We start from the raw sequence: 20,045 nt of genomic DNA, 5'->3' as shown, positions 1-20,045 counted from the left end.
GCCGGTCACGGACGGACACAATACGCTCGAAGAGCCACATCAGCGGACGGTCAGGCCGGTCTTGTTCCCTGCCGATACAACCACAGCAGCAGCGCCAGCAGCACCGCGGCCGAGAGCCCGAGCGACCAGTGAATGCCGATCGCCGCGCCTGATAGCCCGACGGTGATGCCGCTGAAGGCCCGCATCCCGAGCCCGGCCATATTATAAAGGCCGACGACGCGGCCGCGGATGTCGGACGGCGCGTTCAGCTGCACCAGGGCCTGCGCCATGGTGTTGAACGACAGTTCGAAGAAGCCTGCAAAGAACAGCAGCACGATCGCGACGGGATAGACCCGCACCGCCGCGAAGCCGAGCAGTGAGGCGCTCCACAGCATCGCCAGCAGGATCGCGGTGCGCGGCGTGCCCTTCAGCCGGCCCCAGGATTCCAGCGCAATGCCGGCGAGCAGCGCACCGGCGGCGTCGGCCGCGAGCAGCACGCTGTAGGACACGCCGGGGTCGCCATGGCCGAGATCGCCGGCAAAGCCCGGCATCTGGGCGTGATAGGCGTTGCCGATCATGAACGAGGTGAGGCCGGCGAGCCACGTCATCGCGGTCAGCACCGGCTGCGTGCCGATGGCACGGATGGTCAGCGCGATGTCGGCAAGTCCGCGCACGGCGAAGCGCCGCACGGCGATGCTCTTGTCGCGCACCGGCGCCCAGAACAGCCACAGCAGCATCGGCAGGTAGAACAGCGTGTTGAAGATGATGCCGTGCGAGGTGCCGAGGGTGAGCATGATGACGCCGCCGACCGCAGGTCCGACCAGAATGCCGAGATAGCGCGCCATCGCATTCAGCCGCACCGCGCTCGGAAGATCCGCGGGACCGACGAGGTCGTAGAGCAGCAACTGGTTCGGCGTCTGCCACAGCACGCCGGCGCAGCCATGGATCACCAGCAGCAGCATGGCGTGCCACATCTGGATCGTATCGGTGATGAAGAAGAAGCCCCATCCGGCCGAGGCCACGATGAACAGCAGCATGCCGCATTGGATGATCCGCCGCGGATCGAACCGGTCGGCGAGCCCGCCGACCGCGACCGAGAACAGCAGGAACGGCAGCCAGTGCGACAGCACGGCAAATCCGCCCAGCGTCGGCGAATGGAATTTCTGGAACACCACCCAATAGCTGATCACATGCTCGATATTGTCCGCCATCATCGCCAGCACGTAGGCGGTGAACTGGAGCCGGTACGGCACCGACTTCATCGCCGCGAACGAGCCGGACGCGACCACGGGATTTTGGGGAAGGGGGTTCAAGCGGGCACCTGGGTGGGACTTGAGTCGTCCCTACACGTTCGTCGGTGGGCGCTCAAGACACTTGGGTGTGTGTCCTGTAGCCCGGATGAGCGAAGCGATATCCGGGGCAAGCGTCTTCCCGCATGTCGCTTCGCTCATGCGGGCTACAAGGTTGCGGGCTACGAACCTGCTCCTACCCCAGCGACTTCACGTAGACCGCATACGGCACCCCCAGAATATCCGGCGCCTCACGAACCCTGGCAAATCCCATCCGCAGATACATCGGCAGCGCGACCGTCATGATCGGCGTTGTGTGGAGTGCGATGACGCCCGCCTGGTCGCGCTCGGCGCGGCGCAGGCATTCTTCGGTCAATTGCCGGCCGATGCCCTTGCCGCGCGCCGAGGGATCGACCACCAGCATGCGGATCACCGGCCAGGCCGGATCGAAGAACGCCGGCTTCGGGGCTTGCGGACCGACATAGGCCACGGCGCCGACGATCTGGCCGCTATCTTCGGCAACGATGATCTCGCCGGTCTTGGCAAGCTCCGGCATCTTCGCGACATTGGTGGTAAACAACGGCCAGTCGGAAAAGTCCTGCTCGAATTGCGCGAAGGCCGCCAGCGCGACGCGCCTGATCGCTTCCGCATCCACTGGCTGATAGTCACGCAGCATCGGCGTTGTCCTCGTAGCCCGATATCCGGGGCCGCTGCTCCCGCATATCGCTTTGCTCATGCGGGCTACGAGACTCGCGCTTGGCACGACCGCGCATCTCACATACGCTTCGCCCCACGCCCGCACCAATCAATCATAACAGACGGGCAGCGAGGACACACCATGGAGCACATCCGCGTCTGCACTCACGCAGGACCGGGCTCGGAGCCTGTCATCCGCACCGTGCCGTGGCCGAAGGTCGGCCGCAAGGCCGCGCTGATCAAGATCGGTGCCTGCGGGGTGTGCGGCACCGACCTGCACATCCTCAAAGGTCACTGGCCGAAGCCGCTGCCCTGGCCGTTCACGCTGGGCCACGAGCTCGGCGGCATCATCGTCGAATGCGGCGAGGAGTTTTCCGAGGACTTCATGAGCAAGCCGCTGACCGTCGGCTCGAAGGTGATGATCCCGCCGCTGATGCCGTGCGGCCGCTGCTATTACTGCATCCATTACCCGCAGACCGCCAACAAGTGCCTGACGCCGGTCTATTACGGCCGCTATCTCGGCTTCGACAAGGCGCCTCACATGTGGGGCGGCTGGGCCGAATATGTCTATGTCGACCTCGACATGCTGCCGGGCACCAAGATCTACAAGCTGCCCGACGACATGTCGTTGCGGCTGGGCGCACTGTCGGAGCCGCTGACGTCCTGCATCCGCGCCTTCAACCGCGCCAGCCGCGCCGGCGGTTTTTCCTGGGGCGACACGGTGGTGATCCAGGGCTCCGGCCCGATCGGCATCCTGGCGGTCGCGGCCGCGCGGGAGATGGGGGCAGGGCGCGTGATCTGCGTCGGCGCGCCGGAGGAGCCGCGGCTCAAGCTCGCCCGCGCGTTCGGCGCGGAGGCGACGGTGAACATCGAGGAACTGAAATCACCGCAAGATCGCATCGCGCGCGTGCGCGAGATCGTAGGCGGCTTCGGCGCCGATCTCGTGATGGATTGCTCCGGACATCCGACCGCCGGCCCCGAAGGCATCGAGATGCTGCGCGACGGCGGCACCTATGTCGAGATGGGCCAGTTCACCGACGCCGGCTCGATCGACACGTCGTGGCACCGCATCTGCACCAAGGACCTCAACGTGCTCGGATCCTGGGGCTTTACCGCCAACGATCTGCCGCTCGGCGTCGACATGCTTTACCGCACGGCTGGCAAATATCCGTGGCTGAAGATGCAGACGATCTATCCGTTCACGGAAGAGGGCGTCGCGCAGGCGGTGAGGGATGCGATGGCGATGAAGACGGTGAAGTCCACGATCGTGCCGTGGCCGGAGCTGGTGGAGTGAAGATCTGTAGCCCGGATGAGCGAAGCGACATCCGGGACCTTTGTTGACGAGGCTTTCCCGCATGTCGCTTCGCTCATGCGGGCTACGTGCGGGCGTTTGGAATGAAGGATACGACGATGGACGAACAGATACCCGAACCAAACCAGCGCACCCGCTCCCCCTTCCATGCCATTCGCGCGATCGACTACACCGTCATCTTCGTGCGCGACATGGCGGCGATGCGCCGCTTCTACGAGGGCGTGCTCGCCTTTCCGCTGCTGCGCGAGCTCTCGCCGAACTGGATCGAGTACGGTCTGGGCGGCAACACGCTGGCCCTGGCAAGGCCGAGCCGAATCGCGGCGGACGCGCCGGTCCCGCCCGGCACTGCATCGCTGCAACTGGCCTTCAGGGTGTCCGCGGCCGAGGTCGACCAGTGCGCCGACGAGCTGGTTCGGCAGGGTGTTGAGCTGCTGTCGCCGCCGACGAACCAGTCCTTTGGACATCGGACGCTGTTCTTCCGCGACCCCGACGGCAATTTATTGGAGGTGTACGCGGAGATCTGAGCGGGAGCCGATGCCCAAAAAGTTCCATCCGATATCCCCGAACTATTCACGCAGGGGTGAAACTTAAGCCCAAGTTCCGGCTTTCACTTCGCGGGAGAGGTGCCGTGAAGCGAATCCTGAAACCTGTCACTTACGTCCTGGCTGCGATCTACTTCCTGGTGGATGCGATCTTCATGGCCGTGGCGAGGCCGATTGCGCGCTGGATCGGGCGGCACTTCGAATTCAGGCAATTGCGCGCCTGGATCAAATCGTTGCCGCCTTATCCGTCGCTCGCCTTGTTCTCCGTGCCCGTCATTATTCTGGAGCCGGTCAAGCCGGTTGCTGCGTACCTCGCCGCAACCGGTCAGGTCCTGAGCGGTGCCCTGACTTTCATTGTCGGCGAATTGCTCAAGCTGGTGCTGGTCGAGCGCCTGTTTCATCTCACGCGCGACAAGCTGATGCGAATTCCCGCTTTTGCCTGGAGTTACGGAAAATACGCCGCCGCGAAGGCGTGGCTGCAGGCGACCGAAGCCTGGCGCGCCATCCGAGCCCTGGCCCGCGCGGCCAAGGATGCTGTTGCGCGCGCAAGAGCCAGGTTGGTCGGCAGCTTCAGCAAACTGGCGACCTCCAGGGATTAAGGCCGCGCCAGGCGTGTTGCCCGCTATGCCAGCTTGCGCGCCGCGGCGGTTGCCTTGTCGCCCGTGTTCGGTGTGCCGGTCGGCTCGATCAGCATCAGGTGAACCTCCTCGCGCGCCACCGGGCGATGCTCGACGCCTTTGGGCACGACGTAGAGTTCGCCCGGACCGAGCGTCACCGTGCGATCCCGCAATTCGATGTCCAGATTGCCTTTGAGGACCAGAAAGAAATCGTCGGTGTCCTCGTGCTTGTGCCAGGTGAACTCTCCCTTCACCTTCACCACCATCACGTCGCAATCGTTGAAGGTCGTGATCGTGCGCGGCGACCAATAGTCCTGAAAGGTCGCGAGCTTGTCGGTAAGCGATATGCTGTCGGCCATGGGCCCTCCGGTGCTGTTCTTTCGCGAGGCACGATTTGGGATCGAATAGCCGACGCGACAAGACTTGTATCCGGTTAGCCGGTCGATCGCTTGATCCCGGCTGCCGAGATCCAAGGGTGCCGGTTAAGTCAGCGGTGCGGGCTCCCTGTATCGATCTCGCTCTCCTTCACCACCGCCGCCCCCACCACCTTCGTGCCCTCCAGCTCCCGTACGATCCGATCATCCGGCCCCACGACACCGAGATCGAATTCGCGATCCGGCGTGACGAGAACCACGCGCTGGCCGACGATCACGACCACCGTCATGTCGCAGGTCTCGCCTTCGACGGCCCATGCGCGGATGTCGTCGGCGAAGGGCTCCTTGCGCCAGGCGTCGGGAAAGCCCGGGTCGCATCGGACTTCGATGCCATCCTCCGACGTGGTCAGGACCAGCTTCGACCGGCTTGACTTCCAGCGCTCGTCGAGGAGATCGTTGACCAGCCACAAGCAGGCGAAGTTCTCACATTCGGCCGGACGCTCGGCGTAGATGGCGCAGCCGCGGCCGGGCTTGCAGTGCCGGCACCAGGCATTCGCGGGCTTGGCCAGCGTCTCGATGCCCATCACCTTGCAGCAGAGCGTGCAATCGCCGCAGGTGCGTTTGACGGAAGAGGTCATGCGCGCATTCCCGGCACGTCCAATCGCGCACAATTTAAGCGAGGCGGCCGCGAAAATCAGCCGCTTTGGGGCAAAAGCTCACTATATGCAGCAAAACGGCCCGGAAATGCTGCATTTAGTAGGTCGAGCGGCCGGTAAGCTTATTCGCGATGTCGCCAAAGCCATGCGTCATAGGCATGGTGATTTGCCCGCGCTTGGCGTAAAGAGCGTCCAAATCAAATCACCACGCGTGCGGCCGGACCATTTGCCGAGCACGCAGCTTCAGGTCGCGCGGCTCGACGTTCCGCGCCTGGACCAACCAAGGTTTATCCCGTGTCATTCCCGACCATGAGTGCGCCGCTCGCCCGAGCTTTGGCCGAGCGCAACTACGACCGTCCGACCCCCGTTCAGCTCGCTGTGCTCACCGAGGAGGCCGCGGGCCACGACCTCCTGGTTTCGGCCCAGACCGGCTCCGGCAAGACCCTCGCTTACGGACTGGCCCTGGCCAAGGATCTGCTTGATGGCACCGAGCGGTTCGAGCGGGCGGGCGCGCCGCTCGCCCTGATCGTGGCGCCGACCCGCGAGCTTGCCTTGCAGGTTCAGCGCGAACTGGCCTGGCTGTACGAGCACGCAGACGGGCGCGTCGTCTCCTGCGTCGGCGGCATGGATCCGCGGCGCGAGCAGCGTGAGCTGGCGGCCGGTGCGCACATCGTCGTCGGCACGCCCGGCCGGCTGTGCGATCATTTGCGCCGGGGCCGCCTCGACATCTCCGAATTGAAGGCCGTCGTCCTCGACGAGGCCGACGAGATGCTCAATCTCGGCTTTCGCGAGGACATGGAGTTCATCCTCGAGACCACGCCGGAGACGCGCCGCACCCTGTTGTTCTCGGCGACGTTTCCGCGCGGCATCGTCGCGCTGGCCAAGCAGTATCAGCAGCAGGCGTTCCGGATCGAGGTCGCGGGCGACGAGGGCGGTCACGCCGATATCGAGTATCGCGCGATCCGGATCGCCCCCGCCGATGTCGAGCACGCGGTCGTCAACGTGCTGCGCTTCTTCGAGGCGCCGAGCGCGCTGGTGTTCTGCAGCACGCGCGATGCCGTCCGGCATTTGCAGGCGGCGCTGCTGGAGCGTGGCTTCTCCGTCGTCGCGCTATCAGGCGAATTGACGCAGAACGAGCGCACCCTGGCGCTCCAGTCGCTGCGGGATGGGCGTGCCCGCGTCTGCGTGGCGACCGACGTCGCCGCCCGCGGCATCGACCTGCCGAGCCTCGACCTCGTCATTCAAGCCGACCTGCCCAACGACGCCGAAGTCATGCAGCATCGCTCGGGCCGTACCGGACGTGCGGGCCGAAAGGGGACGAGCGTCCTGCTGGTGCCGCCCGCACGGCGGCGGCGTGCGGAGCTGCTGCTCAATCTCTCAGGCATCGATGCTGTCTGGGGAACGGCGCCCCAGGCGGACGAGATCCGCAAGCTCGATCACGAGCGCATGAAGGACGTGCTGTTCACCGAGGAGACGACGCCCGACGATCTGGCGCTGGCGCAGGCGTTGTTGGCCGAGCGTTCGGCTGAAGATATTGCCGCCGCGCTGGCGCGGCTCTATCGCGCGCGGCTACCGTCGCCCGAAGACATCATCGATCCCGGCGAGCGAACCGGCCGGCCGCGCGAGGATCGCGGTCGCGACAATGTCCGGGCACCTGGCGGCGACGATCGCGCCGAACGGCGACCCAAATCGGGGAAATCGTCGTCGAAACACGGCATGGCGGAGGGCAGCGTCTGGTTCCGCGCCAATATCGGACGAAGAAAGAACGCAGAAGCACGCTGGCTCCTGCCGATGATCTGCCGTCGTGGCGGCATCGACAAGGGCGACATCGGCGCCATCAAGATCATGGACACGACGACCGAGTTCCAAATTTCCGAGCGGGTCGCGGACTCCTTCGCTGCCAAGATCAAGCGTCCGGACAAGGAAGACAATATCCGCCTCGAACCGATGGCGGATGCGCCGCAGCGGCAAGCGCCTTCGGAAGAGCGGTCAAAGCCGCCTCGGCGCGAGAGCGGCGACAGCGATCATCGTGAACGTCGCGACGATCGCCCGCGCGAGGCGGGATTCAAGCCGCGCAGCAAGGCTTTCGGCGAGCGCGGGCCGAAATTCGACGATGCTCCTGCTTTCGGGAAGAAAAAGAAGCATAAGAACAAGCCCGGCCACGCTGGACAGCCGCCTGCGGTCACTGCGTGGCCTGTGAAGGGCGCGCCCGGAAAGAAGACAAAGAAGAAGCATCGGGGCTGAGCCGAGGCGCGTCACGTCGCGGCGAGGTCGCGGAGCATGTAGGTGGCGCTTTCGCCGTAGCCTGCGAGCTTTGCGCGCAGCTCCGCATCCGCCGTGACGGGCCGAAAGCCGAAATGTTCCCACAGCGGCCGCGTGGCGTAGACCGAGACCAGCGCGAGAGCGGCGATGCCCGACGCGCGCGCAAGTTCCTCCATCTTCGCGACATATGTACGCGCTGCGCCGCCACGATGATCCGGCAGCACGGCGACGTCGTGCACATAGAGGCAGTCCGCATCATCGGGCAGTCGTTCGAGGAATCCATCGAGCGGCGGAATCCGGTGCCGGCGCCAGGGATGCGAAAGTCCGTAGCCGGCGATCTCCTCGTCCGCAATGAGCACATGGCAGCCATCGGGATAGAGCCGCATCTTCTCCGCGAACACCTCGGGGCGTTCAGGCAGATCGGGATGGATGCGCGCCGCGATCGCGCCGATCGCGGGCAGGTCGGAGATGTGCGCGGGACGCCAATGCGGCTTGCTCATGTCGGTCCGTCGTTCCGTCTCACTCATTCCAGTTTATTCCGGCACGATGATGCGTGCAGCGAAAAATTTCTTTGCCGCGCGCAGAGGAATATGACGGCTCGCGCGGCGTCCTACCCATGCAAGCCAATTGCATGACAGGAGAGACCATGACGACATCCCCGATCCGCCTTGCGCTCACGCTCGCCGTGTCGCTCGCAATCATTCCCGCCGCCTTCGCCGCGCCGCCGACGAAAACCGGCAAGACCGACAAGGGCAACGTGCTCACCGACGCCAAGGGCATGACGCTCTACACCTTCGACAAGGACGCGGACGGCAAGTCGGCCTGCAACGGACCTTGCGCGACGAACTGGCCGGTGCTGAAGGCCGAGGCCAGCGATGCCGCCGGCGACGGCTACACCATCATCACGCGCGACGACGGTTCCAGGCAATGGGCCTACAAGGGCAAGCCGCTCTATACTTTCGCCAAGGACACCAAGCCCGGCGACATCACCGGCGACGGTTTTCTCAACGGCGCCTGGCACCTGGCGATGCCGTGAGCGATTGAAAGCACGGGCCTGATATCGCTGTGGCAGGCGACGTCCGGCCCGATAGCGCAGGCGGCGTCTCGGGCGAGGAATTCTATCGCGCCGGGGGAGGGCCGGCGGCCCCTTCCGGCAGTTCCGGCGTCGCGTCCTTGGGGTCGTACCAGCTTGCCGCGTCCGAGCGCCAGATGTGAGCGTGCGCGGGGCCCGCGACCGGCGCATCCAGGCATCCCATGCGCAACAGCACGTTCGGCTGCGCGATCCGTTCTGCCGTGATGTGCGAGCCGCAGCGGGTGCAGAAGCGGCGGAATTTGCCGGGCGAGGACTCGAATGCGGCGAGCAACTCGTCGCCGCGCACCCACCGGAACGCCGCGCGTGGCACCGGCATCACGCTGGAAAACGCCGACCCGTGCGTCTTGCGGCAGGTCTGGCAATGGCAATGCACGAAGGGTGCGGGCTCCGCATCCACTTCATACGCAACGGCGCCGCACAGGCAACTTCCGGTCAGCATGCTCTCCCCGCAGGTCAGTTCTTCCACGGAAGGCAGTCTAGTCGCGGAGACGGCGGCGGTGAAGCAGCGCAAACGATCGCCTTATGCGTGCGATTTACAGTGCGCAAACCGCGCCGGGCACGCGTAAGTCGGGCCGCGCGCCTTGTAATCCATGGTTTCGTAGCCATTTCGGGCTGACATCCAGCCGAAAGGGCGTTTCGAATGAAGTTCCGTGTCGGATTCGAAATGCTCTACGATTTCCCGCAGCCAACGCCGATGATCATGGTGCTGGGCACGCATTTCACGCGTGCCTCCGATGTCATCGTGCCGGATTTCCTGACCACAATGCCTGCGGTCGAGATCACACCCTATCGGGACATGTTCGGCAATTGGTGCAGCCGCATGGTCGCGCCGGCCGGCCGCGTGCGCCTTGCCGCCGATGGCGTGGTTCGCGACAACGGCCTGCCGGACCCGGTGGTTGCGTCGGCGGTTCAGCACAGGATCGAAGAGCTGCCTTCCGATACGCTGGTTTATCTGCTCGGCAGCCGCTACTGCGAGACCGACCGGCTCTCGGAGATCGCCTGGAAGCTGTTCGAGAAGACGCCCCCGGGGTGGGCGCGGGTGCAGGCGATCTGCGATTTCGTTCACGGCCACATCGCTTTCGGCTACGAGCACGCGCGCGCCACCAAGACGGCGTGGGAGGCATACCAGGAGGGCAAGGGCGTCTGCCGCGACTATGCCCACCTCGCCATTGCGTTCTGCCGCTGCATGAACATTCCGGCACGGTATTGCACCGGCTATCTGAGCGACGTCGGCACGCCGCAGCCTTGGGCGGTGGGCGATTTCGCCGGCTGGTTCGAGGCCTTCATCGGCGGCCGCTGGCACACTTTCGACCCGCGCAACAACGTGCCGCGGCAGGGCCGCATCCTGATCGCTCAGGGGCGCGATGCCTGCGACGTTCCGATCACGCAGACTTTCGGCCCGAACGAGCTGGCCAGCTTCAAGGTCTGGACCGACGAGATCGCATGATGGCCGGTCATTTCCATTCGCCGGCGAGCTTGGCTCACGCAGCCGGCGCCGGCACCAGTCCGTAGCGCAGCATCGTCTCTTTCATCTTCACGGGATCGGGTGGCGCGCCGGCCGACAGGAGCGCTGCCATCTCGGTGAAATATTGCGGTCCCAGCACCCCGGGGCTCAGGATGCACAGGCATGTCGCAGGCCCCGTCGAACGGTTGATAAAGCCGTGCACGATGCCGCGCTTGATGAAGGCTGAGGCTCCGGGGCCAAGATCGGTCTGCTGGCCGTCGATCGTCCAGGTCGAGACGCCGGACAGCCCGTAGATCGTTTCATCCCAGCGGTCGTGATAGTGCGGGATCGGCATCCGCGCATTCGGCTGCAACGTCATTTCGAAGATATCGACGCTGCCGCCGGTGTCGTCCTTGCTGTGCAGGAAGCGGAGCTCGAGCGTACCGAAACTGATGATGTCGGGCATGGCTGTTTCGTCCAGGTGAGAGAGGCTGCATCGAGATCGCGGCGCTCGCTCACGTCGAAACGAAATCTACCGCAGCCCTTCATACACGATCAGCCTGCGTACGACCGGCCAAATTTGTCGCACAGGGTCCGTTGCAGGCCGACTTGCCGGCTGAGCAGGCGGCAGAACATTCCGGCTCAAACGGCTCCGGGGATCGACGCCCCTGAATAGCTCGCCGGCGCTGATCTGAAGTTGGCGCATGCAATTACAACAACTTTAAAGACGCAGGATTCTCGCTGCGCCGCTTCGTCGCATTATTCGAATTAATTCAAATCGAGAGTCCGAAAGCGAACCGAAGCGTCGACTTTCGTAGGGCATAGTTGGCTCCGGCAGGGGGCGAGAGCGCAATATCCGCAGCAGCATCCCACCATCGTGAAAGTTGAGGAAGTTGCGTCCCCATCCGGACGCGTCGGGGAGTCTTCAATCCATTGTCTAGTTTCGCTTGAAAGGATGAAAGCCCGTGAGTGATGCCGATATGAAAGCCGAAACGAATGCCGCTCCGCTGAATGGGACGGCGAACGGAAATACAAAGCTCAAGTTCGACATGCCGTTTTTCAACATCCAGGCAATCTTCGGCGATCTCGCCGCGCCGGCCGCGACACGGGCCAAGGCAAATTTCGAGCAGATGAAGGTGACGTCCGAGGAGATCACCACGGCTCTCTGCGACGCCTGTTCGACCAATGCCAGGCGTTCCGCCGATTACGGCACCAAGCTCATCGAAATATCCAACACCAATACCAGCACCGCGCTGGAATTCTTCTCCCAGCTTGCGGATGCGAGGTCGTTTGCGGACCTCGTGAACCTCTCCACCGCACACGGTCGCAAGACCTTTGAAGCGGCTTCCGCCCAGAACCGGGAGCTTTGGGACCTGGCCCAGAAGGTCGCGACCGAGACGGCCGAGCCGATCAAGAACAGCTTCAACCGGGTACTGCGTAGGGCTGCTTGAATCGAAGCTGCCGGCCACGTGGATCGGCTGGACGAGCGTCTTCGCGAGAAGAGACGCCGTCCAGCCGATGGCGGCCGGCCTCGCCGTGAGGTGATGCCAAGCTGGAGGGAAATCAGGATGGGTATGGTGATGATCAAGTGCCCGGAAACCGGGAGCGCTATTCCGACGGGCATCGAGATGGATGGCGACAGGTTTCGCTGCAGTGCGGTCTTTTTCTCGCGCACCTATTGCCGGATGTGCGCGGCGACGCACGAGTGGTTCGCCAGGGAGGCCTGGGTCTACGAGTCGGTCTTGGCGAACGGGAAGTCCGGGGGCGGGCAGCCATTCCGCGCCGGCGCGGCGTGAAGGATCCTTACCGCGTCCTGCGACACGATCCGATCGATCCTGCGGCTCATCACCTTGTAGCATTCGCAAGCGACGGCCTCGAGCCGTTGCCTGTCGATTTCGAGCTGGCCGCGCCGATTTGATTTGATGGCCCTTGATGCGCGAAGTGCGCTCACGACGTGCGTGACCGTGGTGCGCCGGACGCCGAGCAATTCCGACAGCGTCTCCTGGGTCAGGGGCAGGATGTCACCGCCATCCGTCCGGTCGTGAATGTGAAGCAGCCAGCGGGCGAGGCGCGCTTCGACGGAGTGCAGCGCGTTGCAGGCCGCCACGTGCAGGAATTGCGTCATCATCGCCCTGGTCACAATCTGAACCGCGCTTGCGATGGCGGGACTGCGTTCGAGCGCCGCTTGAAATCGCGCCGGTGAGATCTGCAGTGCGGTCCCGGCCACGCGGACAACCGCCGTCAGGGGAGATCGGACGGGGCCGAGCGCCGTCATGAGTCCGACGGCGCCGTCGTTGCCGATCACCGCGGTTGCCGCCGTCTGTCCGTTCGGCAACTCCATGATGAGGGCGATCGCGCCGCTGCAGGGGAAGTAAAGGTGCTCGATCCGGTCGCCCGATCGAACGAGGACTGCGTCGTGCAGGAGCGGTACTTTTCGTAAATGCGGTGCGAGCAAAGCGAAGTCGGCCGGCGGTAACGCAGCTAACAGGCGATTACCAACTCTTGTCGCGCGCTCCATCACGGGAGTAGCCCCTCGACGGAGGCTCGGCGGCGAGCGAATGCATCGTCACCGGCCGAGCCGCGTTGCCGCGCCGACGCTTGCCACGGCAAGTGGACCAACGCATTTCAACAGGCAAGGTTCCAATGACGGATCGCGCGCCCGCGCGCCGGCGCGGTTTGACTTTCAATCGACGCGCGCGCTGAAAATCTGGTCGGCGGTTTGCAAAAACTGCGCGCCCGACACGAGGGCTGCTCCTACCGCAACCCCTCATACACCATCAGCCCGCGGGCGATCTGCAATTTGCGGATCGCGCGCGGCAGCAGCTTCTCCGGCTGGTGCAGATAGCGCCAGGAGGTGAGGGTGAACGGGCCAAGCGCGCCGCATTCGTCGTCGAACGGTGCGAGCACGCCGGTGACGCTGACAGGCGTGTGCGGCCGGGCGTTGAAGGGGAGCAGCAACAACTCCAGATGCGCCTTGCTGCCGTCCTCGCGCGCGGCGGTGACGCCGGCGATCGCACCCAGCGTCTCGTCGGCGACGACAGTCGTGATCTCCCCGATCTCGCTGCGGCTGGCATCGGTGAACAGCGCCGCAAAGCTCTGGTCCTTGAGGTCGAGCCCGGCAAGCGCGCAGACGCGGGTGCCGGCGACGCGGAACGGGAAGCCGAGTTTTGGTTCGCAGGACAGCACGAAGATGTCGCCGAGCAGGCCGCGGACTGCGGCCGGGTCGATGTCGGCCCGGTCAGGGGCCCGCGCAGTGCCGCGCTTCTTGTCCCAATATGCGAAGAACGCGCGGCTCGACGGATGTTTCATGACTGAACGCTTACCCCGGGGCGCAACCTCGCGGGACAAACCTGTCCCGCTTCAGTGCACCCGCGATCCCTTTGTTGTTGTGCAGGAGGGGATTTGCAGCGTCCATGCCGCGAGGGCGTTTTAGCCGCTCCGGGCGGTGTCTTTGCGTCGTTAACGTTAAATTAACTATGCGCTTTCCGTGTCCCGCAGCCCTGCTATGGTGACCGCGGTCGCAAGCCTCGCCGCTTTTCTCCAGGTTCTCGGCGGGGCCTGTACACAGGCGTCAAACAGTTTGGTCATGGGCCGCGGGGAGGGGTGGGGATACACCTTATTCCTCTGGCAACCGGAAGGCCGACACGGACAGGCAGGGCTTTCCCAGGGCCCTGCCTTTTCCTTTTGTGCACTTGCGCAAGGCCGGCAAAGGCGACTATCTCCAAGCTTACCGCTCCGATCGCGCCTGAAAGCGAGCTGCCTTGGATTCCCCGCAAGATTCTCCGCCGCACGATCCTCAGCCGGACGTGCCGGCCGTCGTCGAGGCGGCTCCGCGCGAGCCGATCCTAACGCTACCGTTCGCGTTGACCGCCTATATCGTCCTGCTGGCACTGATCCATCTGCGGGTGCTGCTGCCGCCGGAACTGGAGAACTGGACCATCGACGTCTTCGGCTTCATCCCGAAGCGCTACGATTCCTCGCTGCTCAATCTGCAGATCCCCGGCGGCGCCGGCGCCAAGGTCTGGAGCTTCGTCACCTATTCGCTGCTGCACGCCAATCTGACCCATCTCGGCTTCAACGTGCTGTGGCTGCTGCCGTTCGGCAGCGCGCTGGCGCGGCGTTTTGGCACGATCAGGTTCTTCCTCTTTCTGGCGGTGACGGCGGCGGCCGGCGCGCTCGCCCATCTCGTCACCCATGAGCATGCGGTGGCGCCGATGATCGGCGCTTCGGCCTCGGTGTCGGGCGCGATGGCGGCGGCGATCCGCTTTGCCTTCGTTCGCGGCAGCTTCCTGTCGTTCAGCCGTTCGGACGCCGATACCGCTGCAAGGGTTCCAGCCCTGCCGCTGTCGCGCGCGCTGCGCGACGGGCGGGTGGTCGGCTTCCTCGCGGTGTGGTTCGGCGTCAACATCATCTTCGGCGTCGGTGCGATCGGCATCGATGCCGAAACCACGAGCGTCGCCTGGCAGGCGCATATCGGCGGCTTCTTCGCCGGCCTGTTGCTGTTCGCGCTGTTCGATCCGGTGCCGCGCGTGCGAAACGATGCTGCGGATGCGTCATCACGGGACGTTTCAGACCGAGTTTGAAGCGGCGCTTGCGGCGCGGCCCGAATTCATCCATCATTCGCGCGAAGAATGTTCCGAAGCGACAGGCCGCTAGCGGCGATGCTTCGCAAAGCGCCTGAAGCGTGAAACCAGCGCCTAAACTGTTAGTTGAAGACTCGAGGAACAAGTCCCGACTGCCGAAAGGCGGACGGCTCCGATTCAGGGAGGCGACAATGACGGTACGTTCCATTCTCAATACCAAGGGCCACCAGATCATGAGCGTCGAGTCCGACGCCAAGCTGGCCGCCGCGGTCAAACTGCTCGGCGAGAAGAAGATCGGCGCGGTGCTGGTGATGGACCAGAGCCGGCTGGAAGGCATCCTGTCCGAGCGCGACATCGTGCGCGTGATCGGCGAGCGCGGCGCCGGCGCGCTGGACGAGCCGGTCTCCCAGGTCATGACCCGCAAGGTCGTGACCTGCAAGGAGACCGATACGGTCGCCGAGCTCATGGAGACGATGACGACAGGCAAGTTCCGCCATCTGCCAGTGGTCGACAACGGCAAGGTGGTCGGCCTGATCTCGATCGGCGACATCGTCAAGCGCCGCGTCCAGGAATACGAGTCCGAGCAGGAAGCCCTGCGCGACTACATCAAGACGGCCTGACCGCCGTCATTCGCCGGCTTTGGGCGCCGCGCCCTCGGGCGGCGGCGCCAGCGCATGGATCGCCTCCTGGATCGAGTCCAGCGCACGCTCGGCGGCGCGGGTGCCGAGCGCGATGAGGTCGTCGGTGCGGTGGAAGTCGAACCAGCCGAACTGGCCGACCCGCGGTGTAATCAGCAGGTCCGGAGGATCGCCGGCGAGGCGGGCGCGGGTGATGCGGTCCTGCATGATGTTGAAGGCGTCAACCATCACCGAGGAGAGACCGGGCCGGTCCCCGCCGCCAAAGAACTCGCGCTTTACCGTCTTCTCGGGCGAGAAGAATCTCGGGAAGCGCCGTTTTGGCGTCGTCTCTTCGGCCGCAGGGGCGGCCGGTCCGGGTGCCGCGCCGTGCGAATAGACCGTCGTCGAATAGGTGAAGATGTCGCTGGAAAGATTTGCAGCGATGACGATTTCAGCGCCGAGCGCCCGCGCTGCCGAGACCGGCACCGGATTCACCAGCGCGCCGTCGACCAGCCAGCGATCGCCGATCAGCACGGGTGAGAAGATGCCGGGCAGGGCGTAGGAGGCGCGCATCGCGTCGACCACGCGGCCGCGTGTCAGCCAGATCTCGTGGCCGGTGCGAACCTCGGTCGCGACGGCGGCGAACTTGATCGGAAGGTCCTCGATCAAGGTCTGGCCGCACGCTGCCTCGAGCCGGGTCGCCAGCTTCTCGCCGCCGATCAGACCCGAGCCGTTGAGGCGGATGTCGAGATAACCAAGGATGTTGCGCATGCCTTGTAGACCGCGGCCCCACTCCTCCAGCGTATCGAGCTTGCCGGACGCATAAAGGCCGCCGACCACGGCGCCAATCGAGGTGCCGACCACGACGTCGGGCACGATACCGTTGGCGAGCAGGGTCCTGATGATGCCGATATGGGCGAAGCCGCGCGCCGCGCCGCCGCCAAGGGCGAGGCCAATGACCGGCCGGCGAATGCTGCCGAGGCCGATCTTCTCGCTGTTCGAGCCATTCGCGCCGCGGCCCTTCAATCTGTCGAGCACCAGAACTCTCCTACGCGTGGCCAGCCCGCACCACCAGATTAGGCATAGCACCTGCTCTGCGCCAGAACCGGGGCGAAGCATGGTTTATGCCGCTTTGGAGAGGGCGCTGGGCAGGAGTATGGCGAGGGGCGGTTGCCTCCTGTCTAATCACGCAGGCGTCAACCGGGTTCCATCAACCGTGGCGGGGCCGTATTTCCTGGGGTATCAGAGGCTTGAATTTGCCGCGTTTTCGGTGAAAAGCAGGTGGCATGACTATCGGGGGTGACGGCATCATCGGATGGCGGCGCAGCGTATCGCTGCTGCCGGCGCTGATCCTTGCCGCGTGCCTCGTTATCCTGGGTCAAGGCGTTGCCCAGGCGCAGCTTTTCTCCGATCGCCCGCCGCCGGTGCCCCCCGCGTCGGTGCCCGACCCCGGCGGCGCCGTCAGCCTGGCGCCACCCTCCGGGCCGGGGGCGGCTCCCCCCAGCCTGCCGCCGACCCTGATGCAGCCGGTGTCCCCCAGCATGCCGCCACCCGCGGTCACGACCGTGCCGCCGGCCGCGCCGCTCAATGCCGCCGTGCCCGGACAGGGCGTGCTGTCGCTGACCGCCAAATACGGCAAGGACACCCCCCCGATCACCAGCGGCCTGGTCTGGCGCGTGTTCGCCGACCGTCCCGACGAGAACGGCACCTTCAAGCTGATCCGCGAGGATCGCAGCGCTACGCCCAACATCGTGCTGCCGCCCGGCAATTACGTCGTGCACGTCGCCTTCGGGCTCGTCAGCGCGGTGCGCACCGTCAGCCTGAAGGCCGAGACCGATCGCGAATCGTTCGTGCTGCCGGCTGGCGGCCTGCGCATCGAGGGCCGTGTCGGCACCAGCCGCATTCCGCAGAACCAGATCTCGTTCGCGATCTACAAGGGCAGCCAGTTCGAATCCGGCGAGCGCGCCTCGCTGGTGCCGAATGTCGCCGCCGGCGACGTCGTGCTGATACCGGAGGGCACCTACTACATCATCTCCAACTATGGCGACGCCAATTCGGTGGTGCGCTCGGACATCCGCGTCCAGGCCGGCAAGCTCACCGACGTCACCATCACCCACCGCGCCGCCGTCATCACGCTCAAGCTCGTCAGCGACAAGGGCGGTGAGGCGCTCGCCAACACCGCCTGGTCGGTGCTCACCCCAGGCGGCGACGTCATCAAGGAATCGATCGGCGCCTTCCCTCGCGTCGTGCTCTCGGAAGGCGAATACCGCGCCATCGCCAAGAACGAGGGCAAGGTCTACGAGCGCGGCTTCAACGTCGTCAACGGCGTCGACGGCGAAGTCGAAGTCGTCGCGCGCTGATCCCGGGTGAGGGGGGCCGCGAGTCGCCCTGCCGATATCGCGTTAGGTCGCTCCACCTCGTCATTGCGAGCGCAGCGAAGCAATCCAGAGTCTTTCCGCGGAACGATTCTGGATTGCTTCGCTGCGCTCGCAATGACGAGGAGGGGAGGTCACGAGTCCGATCATCACCGTCGATCCCGACGTGCCGGTCGAGGACACCGCGGGCGCGGTGAAGGACCTGATCCGCGACGGCAAGGTCCTGCATTTCGGCCTGTCGGAGGCGGGCGCGCAGACCATCCGCCGCGCCCATGCGGTGCAGCCCGTGACCGCATTGCAAAGCGAATATTCGCTGTGGTGGCGCGAGCCGGAGCAGGAGATCCTGCCGACGCTGGAAGAGCTCGGCATCGGCTTCGTTCCCTTCAGCCCGCTCGGCAAGGGATTCCTGACCGGCGCGATCACCGAAAGCACGACGTTCGACAAGAGCGACTTCCGCAACATCGTACCGCGCTTCTCATCCAGCGCACGAAAATCGAACCAGACCCTGGTCGATCTGCTCGGCGAGATCGCAGCAGCGAAGAAAGTGACGCCGGCGCAGATCGCGCTGGCCTGGTTGCTGGCGCAGAAGCCGTGGATCGTGCCGATCCCGGGCACCACCAAGCTGCACCGGCTCGAGGAGAATGTCGGCGCGGCCGCGGTGACGCTGTCGGAGGCGGATCTCGCTGCGATTGCGGCAGTGCTGGCCAAGGTCGCGGTGCAGGGTGATCGCTATCCTGCGCATCTCCAGGCGCGAGTCGGCCGCTGACATCTCGCATCAACGCCCGGTGAGTGTTCGCTTACCGGGCGTTCTCGTCCTGTGTTCGGATTTGAATACCACTGTCAGCGCTATCAAGCGCTCGAACGGCCTTAAAACACCGGAAGCATCGGCTTATTCCACAGGCGTCGCGACTTCGTCACAGCCGGTGCAAGATGCGCGTTTTCGACAATCAATTTTATTCTCTTTCCATCCTGCTGCGTTATATGTCGAGCATCCGTCTAACGGGGGAGGCCGGAGCAGGCGTGTGCGCTTGCGAGACCGGCAGGAGCAGGGACCAAGCCCGTCGGCATGTTCGAAGTGATCCTCACCAGGCGTAAGCGGTTTGGCTGGCGATGGCAGGTGTGCGACCAGTCCGGCAAGATATTTGCCGACGGGTTCGAGCGCACCCGGCCGTCCGCCAAATATCATGGCGAGCGCGCATTGTTCTTCCTGTTGTCGCAGGCCTACTTGCGCAACCGCTCGGCGGCGTCCAGCGAGGACTAACAGCGTCCGCAGTTCCGTAGCCCGGGTGAGCGGAGCGATACCCGGGACAGCTCGTGCCGCGGTCCCGGATGTCGCTGCGCTCATCCGGGCTACAACACCTTGCGTTGCCCGACGGGCAAGACACGCAAGATGCCGGTCAACGCGCGGACGCGAAAATATTCCACTTTACCGAAATTCGGAATTAGCGGATAGTGCGCGCACTCCGGCCCAAGGAAGAGGGGCGTATCGCGATCGTCACGAACGCGGGCCGGGCGGCGGTGGACGTGGGTCACATCGGCGCGAAAGGCATCGCAGGGCGGGTAACCGTGAGCGACAGCATCGCGCGTACGACCGGTGTGATCGGCGTACGGCCAAATCGTGTCGTCCTGGCGCCCGGGGTCTGTGCGCCAAGTCTTGCGGTGATGTGTGCGGCCCGACCGGACCCGCGCATCAGCCATCCGTAAGGCGACGGGGGCAATAGTGCATCGCTCCCCGGGGAGAGCACGACATAAGCCGTTCCAACCATCGCGCAGGGAAGGCCGGGATGCTCCGGTTGCCCTGTTTCCCCGCTGTGCATCGTAGCGCAATCCGCGTTTGGCATGGCGGCCAATGGGAGCCAACCGGCTCCCGGCCTTCCCTGCGCCCTCTTTCATCTGAGGGCGAAGTGACGAAGCAAAGCTCGGGCGAAACAAGCCGCGAGGGTGCGAAGGTGTGTCTGCGATGAGAATGCGAATTGAGCGACGCTGCTACCACATACTCCGTCATTGCGAGCGCAGCGAAGCAATCCAGGCTGTCACCGCGGAAAGATTCTGGATTGCTTCGCTGCGCTCGCAATGACGGTGTTGATGCAGTTGCGCGCACCTCCCCAATGTCGTCCCGGCGAAGGCCGGGAGGTGGATTCACACTCGAAGTGCAACAGTTGGGAGGAGAAGGCCTCTGCCGGGGTTCTGAAGTCAAGGCATTTGC

General features: G+C 64.8%; 22 protein-coding genes and 1 pseudogene. 13 read left to right on the top strand and 10 right to left on the bottom strand.

The window, feature by feature from the left end; genetic code table 11:
* Positions 1–50: 50 nt before the first annotated feature.
* On the bottom strand, positions 51–1,292 hold the full coding sequence (locus tag XI08_RS14910; RefSeq protein WP_271574957.1) for an MFS transporter: 1,242 nt from the start codon (positions 1,290–1,292) through the stop codon (positions 51–53).
* A 172-nt stretch (positions 1,293–1,464) separates the two neighbouring features.
* Complete coding sequence (locus XI08_RS14905) at positions 1,465–1,944, bottom strand: GNAT family N-acetyltransferase (RefSeq protein ID WP_271574956.1); 480 nt, start codon at positions 1,942–1,944, stop codon at positions 1,465–1,467.
* Between the two features lie 162 nt (positions 1,945–2,106).
* Here XI08_RS14905 and XI08_RS14900 point away from each other — a divergent pair, with 162 nt between their 5' ends.
* The 3 genes from XI08_RS14900 to XI08_RS14890 all read left to right on the top strand — a co-directional run bounded on the left by XI08_RS14900 (position 2,107) and on the right by XI08_RS14890 (position 4,417).
* Positions 2,107–3,258 carry a zinc-binding dehydrogenase gene (locus tag XI08_RS14900; protein WP_271574955.1) on the top strand — a complete coding sequence of 384 codons (1,152 nt, stop codon included), beginning with the start codon at positions 2,107–2,109 and terminating at the stop codon, positions 3,256–3,258.
* Positions 3,259–3,374: 116 nt separating this feature from the next.
* Positions 3,375–3,800 (top strand): VOC family protein, encoded by a 426-nt coding sequence (locus tag XI08_RS14895; protein ID WP_271574954.1) that lies wholly within the window; start codon positions 3,375–3,377, stop codon positions 3,798–3,800.
* Between the two features lie 104 nt (positions 3,801–3,904).
* Positions 3,905–4,417 carry a hypothetical protein gene (locus XI08_RS14890; RefSeq protein ID WP_271574953.1) on the top strand — a complete coding sequence of 171 codons (513 nt, stop codon included), beginning with the start codon at positions 3,905–3,907 and terminating at the stop codon, positions 4,415–4,417.
* 23 nt (positions 4,418–4,440) lie between these two features.
* Here the strand turns inward: XI08_RS14890 and XI08_RS14885 are convergent, their stop codons facing one another.
* A complete protein-coding gene (locus tag XI08_RS14885) occupies positions 4,441–4,794 on the bottom strand; it encodes a cupin domain-containing protein (protein ID WP_271574952.1) in 354 nt (117 codons plus the stop codon).
* 128 nt (positions 4,795–4,922) lie between these two features.
* Entirely contained in the window at positions 4,923–5,447 is a 525-nt protein-coding gene (locus XI08_RS14880) for a hypothetical protein (protein WP_271574951.1), read from the bottom strand.
* Here XI08_RS14880 and XI08_RS14875 point away from each other — a divergent pair.
* Positions 5,446–5,778, top strand: a complete 333-nt coding sequence (locus tag XI08_RS14875) for a hypothetical protein (RefSeq protein ID WP_271574950.1) — start codon at positions 5,446–5,448, stop codon at positions 5,776–5,778. The genes XI08_RS14880 and XI08_RS14875 overlap by 2 nt on opposite strands.
* Complete coding sequence (locus XI08_RS14870) at positions 5,775–7,709, top strand: DEAD/DEAH box helicase (protein WP_271574977.1); 1,935 nt, start codon at positions 5,775–5,777, stop codon at positions 7,707–7,709. The genes XI08_RS14875 and XI08_RS14870 overlap by 4 nt, the downstream gene beginning before the upstream one ends.
* Positions 7,710–7,720: 11 nt before the next feature.
* Here the strand turns inward: XI08_RS14870 and XI08_RS14865 are convergent, their stop codons facing one another.
* Positions 7,721–8,227, bottom strand: a complete 507-nt coding sequence (locus tag XI08_RS14865; protein ID WP_271574976.1) for a GNAT family N-acetyltransferase — start codon at positions 8,225–8,227, stop codon at positions 7,721–7,723.
* 146 nt (positions 8,228–8,373) lie between these two features.
* On the opposite strand from XI08_RS14865, the gene XI08_RS14860 reads away from it, so the two are divergent.
* The gene (locus XI08_RS14860) at positions 8,374–8,763 is read left to right on the top strand and encodes a COG4315 family predicted lipoprotein (RefSeq protein WP_027547072.1); all 390 of its coding nucleotides are present in this window, start codon (positions 8,374–8,376) and stop codon (positions 8,761–8,763) included.
* Positions 8,764–8,845: 82 nt separating this feature from the next.
* Here XI08_RS14860 and XI08_RS14855 read toward each other — a convergent pair whose 3' ends face one another.
* Complete coding sequence (locus XI08_RS14855; RefSeq protein WP_271574949.1) at positions 8,846–9,286, bottom strand: GFA family protein; 441 nt, start codon at positions 9,284–9,286, stop codon at positions 8,846–8,848.
* Positions 9,287–9,460: 174 nt separating this feature from the next.
* Between XI08_RS14855 and XI08_RS14850 the strand changes: the two genes are divergently transcribed.
* Positions 9,461–10,267 (top strand): transglutaminase-like domain-containing protein, encoded by an 807-nt coding sequence (locus XI08_RS14850; protein ID WP_271574948.1) that lies wholly within the window; start codon positions 9,461–9,463, stop codon positions 10,265–10,267.
* 34 nt (positions 10,268–10,301) lie between these two features.
* On the opposite strand, the gene XI08_RS14845 is transcribed toward XI08_RS14850, so the two are convergent.
* On the bottom strand, positions 10,302–10,730 hold the full coding sequence (locus XI08_RS14845) for a cupin domain-containing protein (protein ID WP_271574947.1): 429 nt from the start codon (positions 10,728–10,730) through the stop codon (positions 10,302–10,304).
* Between the two features lie 499 nt (positions 10,731–11,229).
* Here XI08_RS14845 and XI08_RS14840 point away from each other — a divergent pair, with 499 nt between their 5' ends.
* On the top strand, positions 11,230–11,715 hold the full coding sequence (locus XI08_RS14840; protein WP_271574946.1) for a phasin: 486 nt from the start codon (positions 11,230–11,232) through the stop codon (positions 11,713–11,715).
* Between the two features lie 278 nt (positions 11,716–11,993).
* On the opposite strand, the gene XI08_RS14830 is transcribed toward XI08_RS14840, so the two are convergent.
* Positions 11,994–12,782: a Crp/Fnr family transcriptional regulator gene (locus XI08_RS14830; RefSeq protein ID WP_442869820.1), complete on the bottom strand. Its 789-nt coding sequence runs from the start codon at positions 12,780–12,782 to the stop codon at positions 11,994–11,996.
* Between the two features lie 236 nt (positions 12,783–13,018).
* Positions 13,019–13,573, bottom strand: coding sequence for a PAS domain-containing protein (locus XI08_RS14825; RefSeq protein ID WP_027547079.1), 555 nt, complete (start codon positions 13,571–13,573; stop codon positions 13,019–13,021).
* Positions 13,574–14,025: 452 nt separating this feature from the next.
* Between XI08_RS14825 and XI08_RS14820 the strand changes: the two genes are divergently transcribed.
* Together XI08_RS14820 and XI08_RS14815 are read left to right on the top strand one after the other, a co-directional pair.
* Complete coding sequence (locus tag XI08_RS14820; RefSeq protein ID WP_271574943.1) at positions 14,026–14,847, top strand: rhomboid family intramembrane serine protease; 822 nt, start codon at positions 14,026–14,028, stop codon at positions 14,845–14,847.
* 191 nt (positions 14,848–15,038) lie between these two features.
* On the top strand, positions 15,039–15,467 hold the full coding sequence (locus tag XI08_RS14815) for a CBS domain-containing protein (protein ID WP_027547081.1): 429 nt from the start codon (positions 15,039–15,041) through the stop codon (positions 15,465–15,467).
* Positions 15,468–15,473: 6 nt separating this feature from the next.
* Here the strand turns inward: XI08_RS14815 and XI08_RS14810 are convergent, their stop codons facing one another.
* Positions 15,474–16,502: a patatin-like phospholipase family protein gene (locus XI08_RS14810; RefSeq protein WP_028175852.1), complete on the bottom strand. Its 1,029-nt coding sequence runs from the start codon at positions 16,500–16,502 to the stop codon at positions 15,474–15,476.
* A gap of 248 nt (positions 16,503–16,750) precedes the next feature.
* Here XI08_RS14810 and XI08_RS14805 point away from each other — a divergent pair, with 248 nt between their 5' ends.
* The 3 genes and pseudogenes from XI08_RS14805 to XI08_RS14795 all read left to right on the top strand — a co-directional run bounded on the left by XI08_RS14805 (position 16,751) and on the right by XI08_RS14795 (position 19,100).
* Entirely contained in the window at positions 16,751–17,824 is a 1,074-nt protein-coding gene (locus XI08_RS14805; RefSeq protein ID WP_271574942.1) for a hypothetical protein, read from the top strand.
* A 169-nt stretch (positions 17,825–17,993) separates the two neighbouring features.
* Positions 17,994–18,605, top strand: a pseudogene (locus tag XI08_RS14800) (aldo/keto reductase); the annotation flags it as partial.
* Between the two features lie 300 nt (positions 18,606–18,905).
* On the top strand, positions 18,906–19,100 hold the full coding sequence (locus tag XI08_RS14795) for a hypothetical protein (protein WP_018322145.1): 195 nt from the start codon (positions 18,906–18,908) through the stop codon (positions 19,098–19,100).
* The last annotated feature ends 945 nt before the right edge of the window (positions 19,101–20,045 follow it).

It is taken from the genome of Bradyrhizobium sp. CCBAU 11361, assembly GCF_028128935.1.
GTDB classification, from domain to species: domain Bacteria; phylum Pseudomonadota; class Alphaproteobacteria; order Rhizobiales; family Xanthobacteraceae; genus Bradyrhizobium; species Bradyrhizobium niftali.
The sequence above is the reverse complement of the archived record's forward strand: the minus strand, read 5'-3'. Positions and strand labels throughout refer to the sequence as shown.

Bases quoted from the DNA above. Each gene is read 5' to 3' on its own strand.
- XI08_RS14885 (WP_271574952.1), bottom strand. From the start codon at position 4,794: ATGGCCGACAGCATATCGCTTACCGACAAGCTCGCGACCTTTCAGGAC.
- XI08_RS14795 (WP_018322145.1), top strand. From the start codon at position 18,906: ATGTTCGAAGTGATCCTCACCAGGCGTAAGCGGTTTGGCTGGCGATGG.
- XI08_RS14825 (WP_027547079.1), bottom strand. From the start codon at position 13,573: ATGAAACATCCGTCGAGCCGCGCGTTCTTCGCATATTGGGACAAGAAG.
- XI08_RS14850 (WP_271574948.1), top strand. From the start codon at position 9,461: ATGAAGTTCCGTGTCGGATTCGAAATGCTCTACGATTTCCCGCAGCCA.
- XI08_RS14895 (WP_271574954.1), top strand. From the start codon at position 3,375: ATGGACGAACAGATACCCGAACCAAACCAGCGCACCCGCTCCCCCTTC.
- XI08_RS14815 (WP_027547081.1), top strand. From the start codon at position 15,039: ATGACGGTACGTTCCATTCTCAATACCAAGGGCCACCAGATCATGAGC.
- XI08_RS14875 (WP_271574950.1), top strand. From the start codon at position 5,446: ATGCGCGCATTCCCGGCACGTCCAATCGCGCACAATTTAAGCGAGGCG.
- XI08_RS14845 (WP_271574947.1), bottom strand. From the start codon at position 10,730: ATGCCCGACATCATCAGTTTCGGTACGCTCGAGCTCCGCTTCCTGCAC.
- XI08_RS14860 (WP_027547072.1), top strand. From the start codon at position 8,374: ATGACGACATCCCCGATCCGCCTTGCGCTCACGCTCGCCGTGTCGCTC.
- XI08_RS14900 (WP_271574955.1), top strand. From the start codon at position 2,107: ATGGAGCACATCCGCGTCTGCACTCACGCAGGACCGGGCTCGGAGCCT.
- XI08_RS14870 (WP_271574977.1), top strand. From the start codon at position 5,775: ATGAGTGCGCCGCTCGCCCGAGCTTTGGCCGAGCGCAACTACGACCGT.
- XI08_RS14805 (WP_271574942.1), top strand. From the start codon at position 16,751: ATGACTATCGGGGGTGACGGCATCATCGGATGGCGGCGCAGCGTATCG.
- XI08_RS14880 (WP_271574951.1), bottom strand. From the start codon at position 5,447: ATGACCTCTTCCGTCAAACGCACCTGCGGCGATTGCACGCTCTGCTGC.
- XI08_RS14865 (WP_271574976.1), bottom strand. From the start codon at position 8,227: ATGAGCAAGCCGCATTGGCGTCCCGCGCACATCTCCGACCTGCCCGCG.
- XI08_RS14905 (WP_271574956.1), bottom strand. From the start codon at position 1,944: ATGCTGCGTGACTATCAGCCAGTGGATGCGGAAGCGATCAGGCGCGTC.
- XI08_RS14830 (WP_442869820.1), bottom strand. From the start codon at position 12,782: ATGGAGCGCGCGACAAGAGTTGGTAATCGCCTGTTAGCTGCGTTACCG.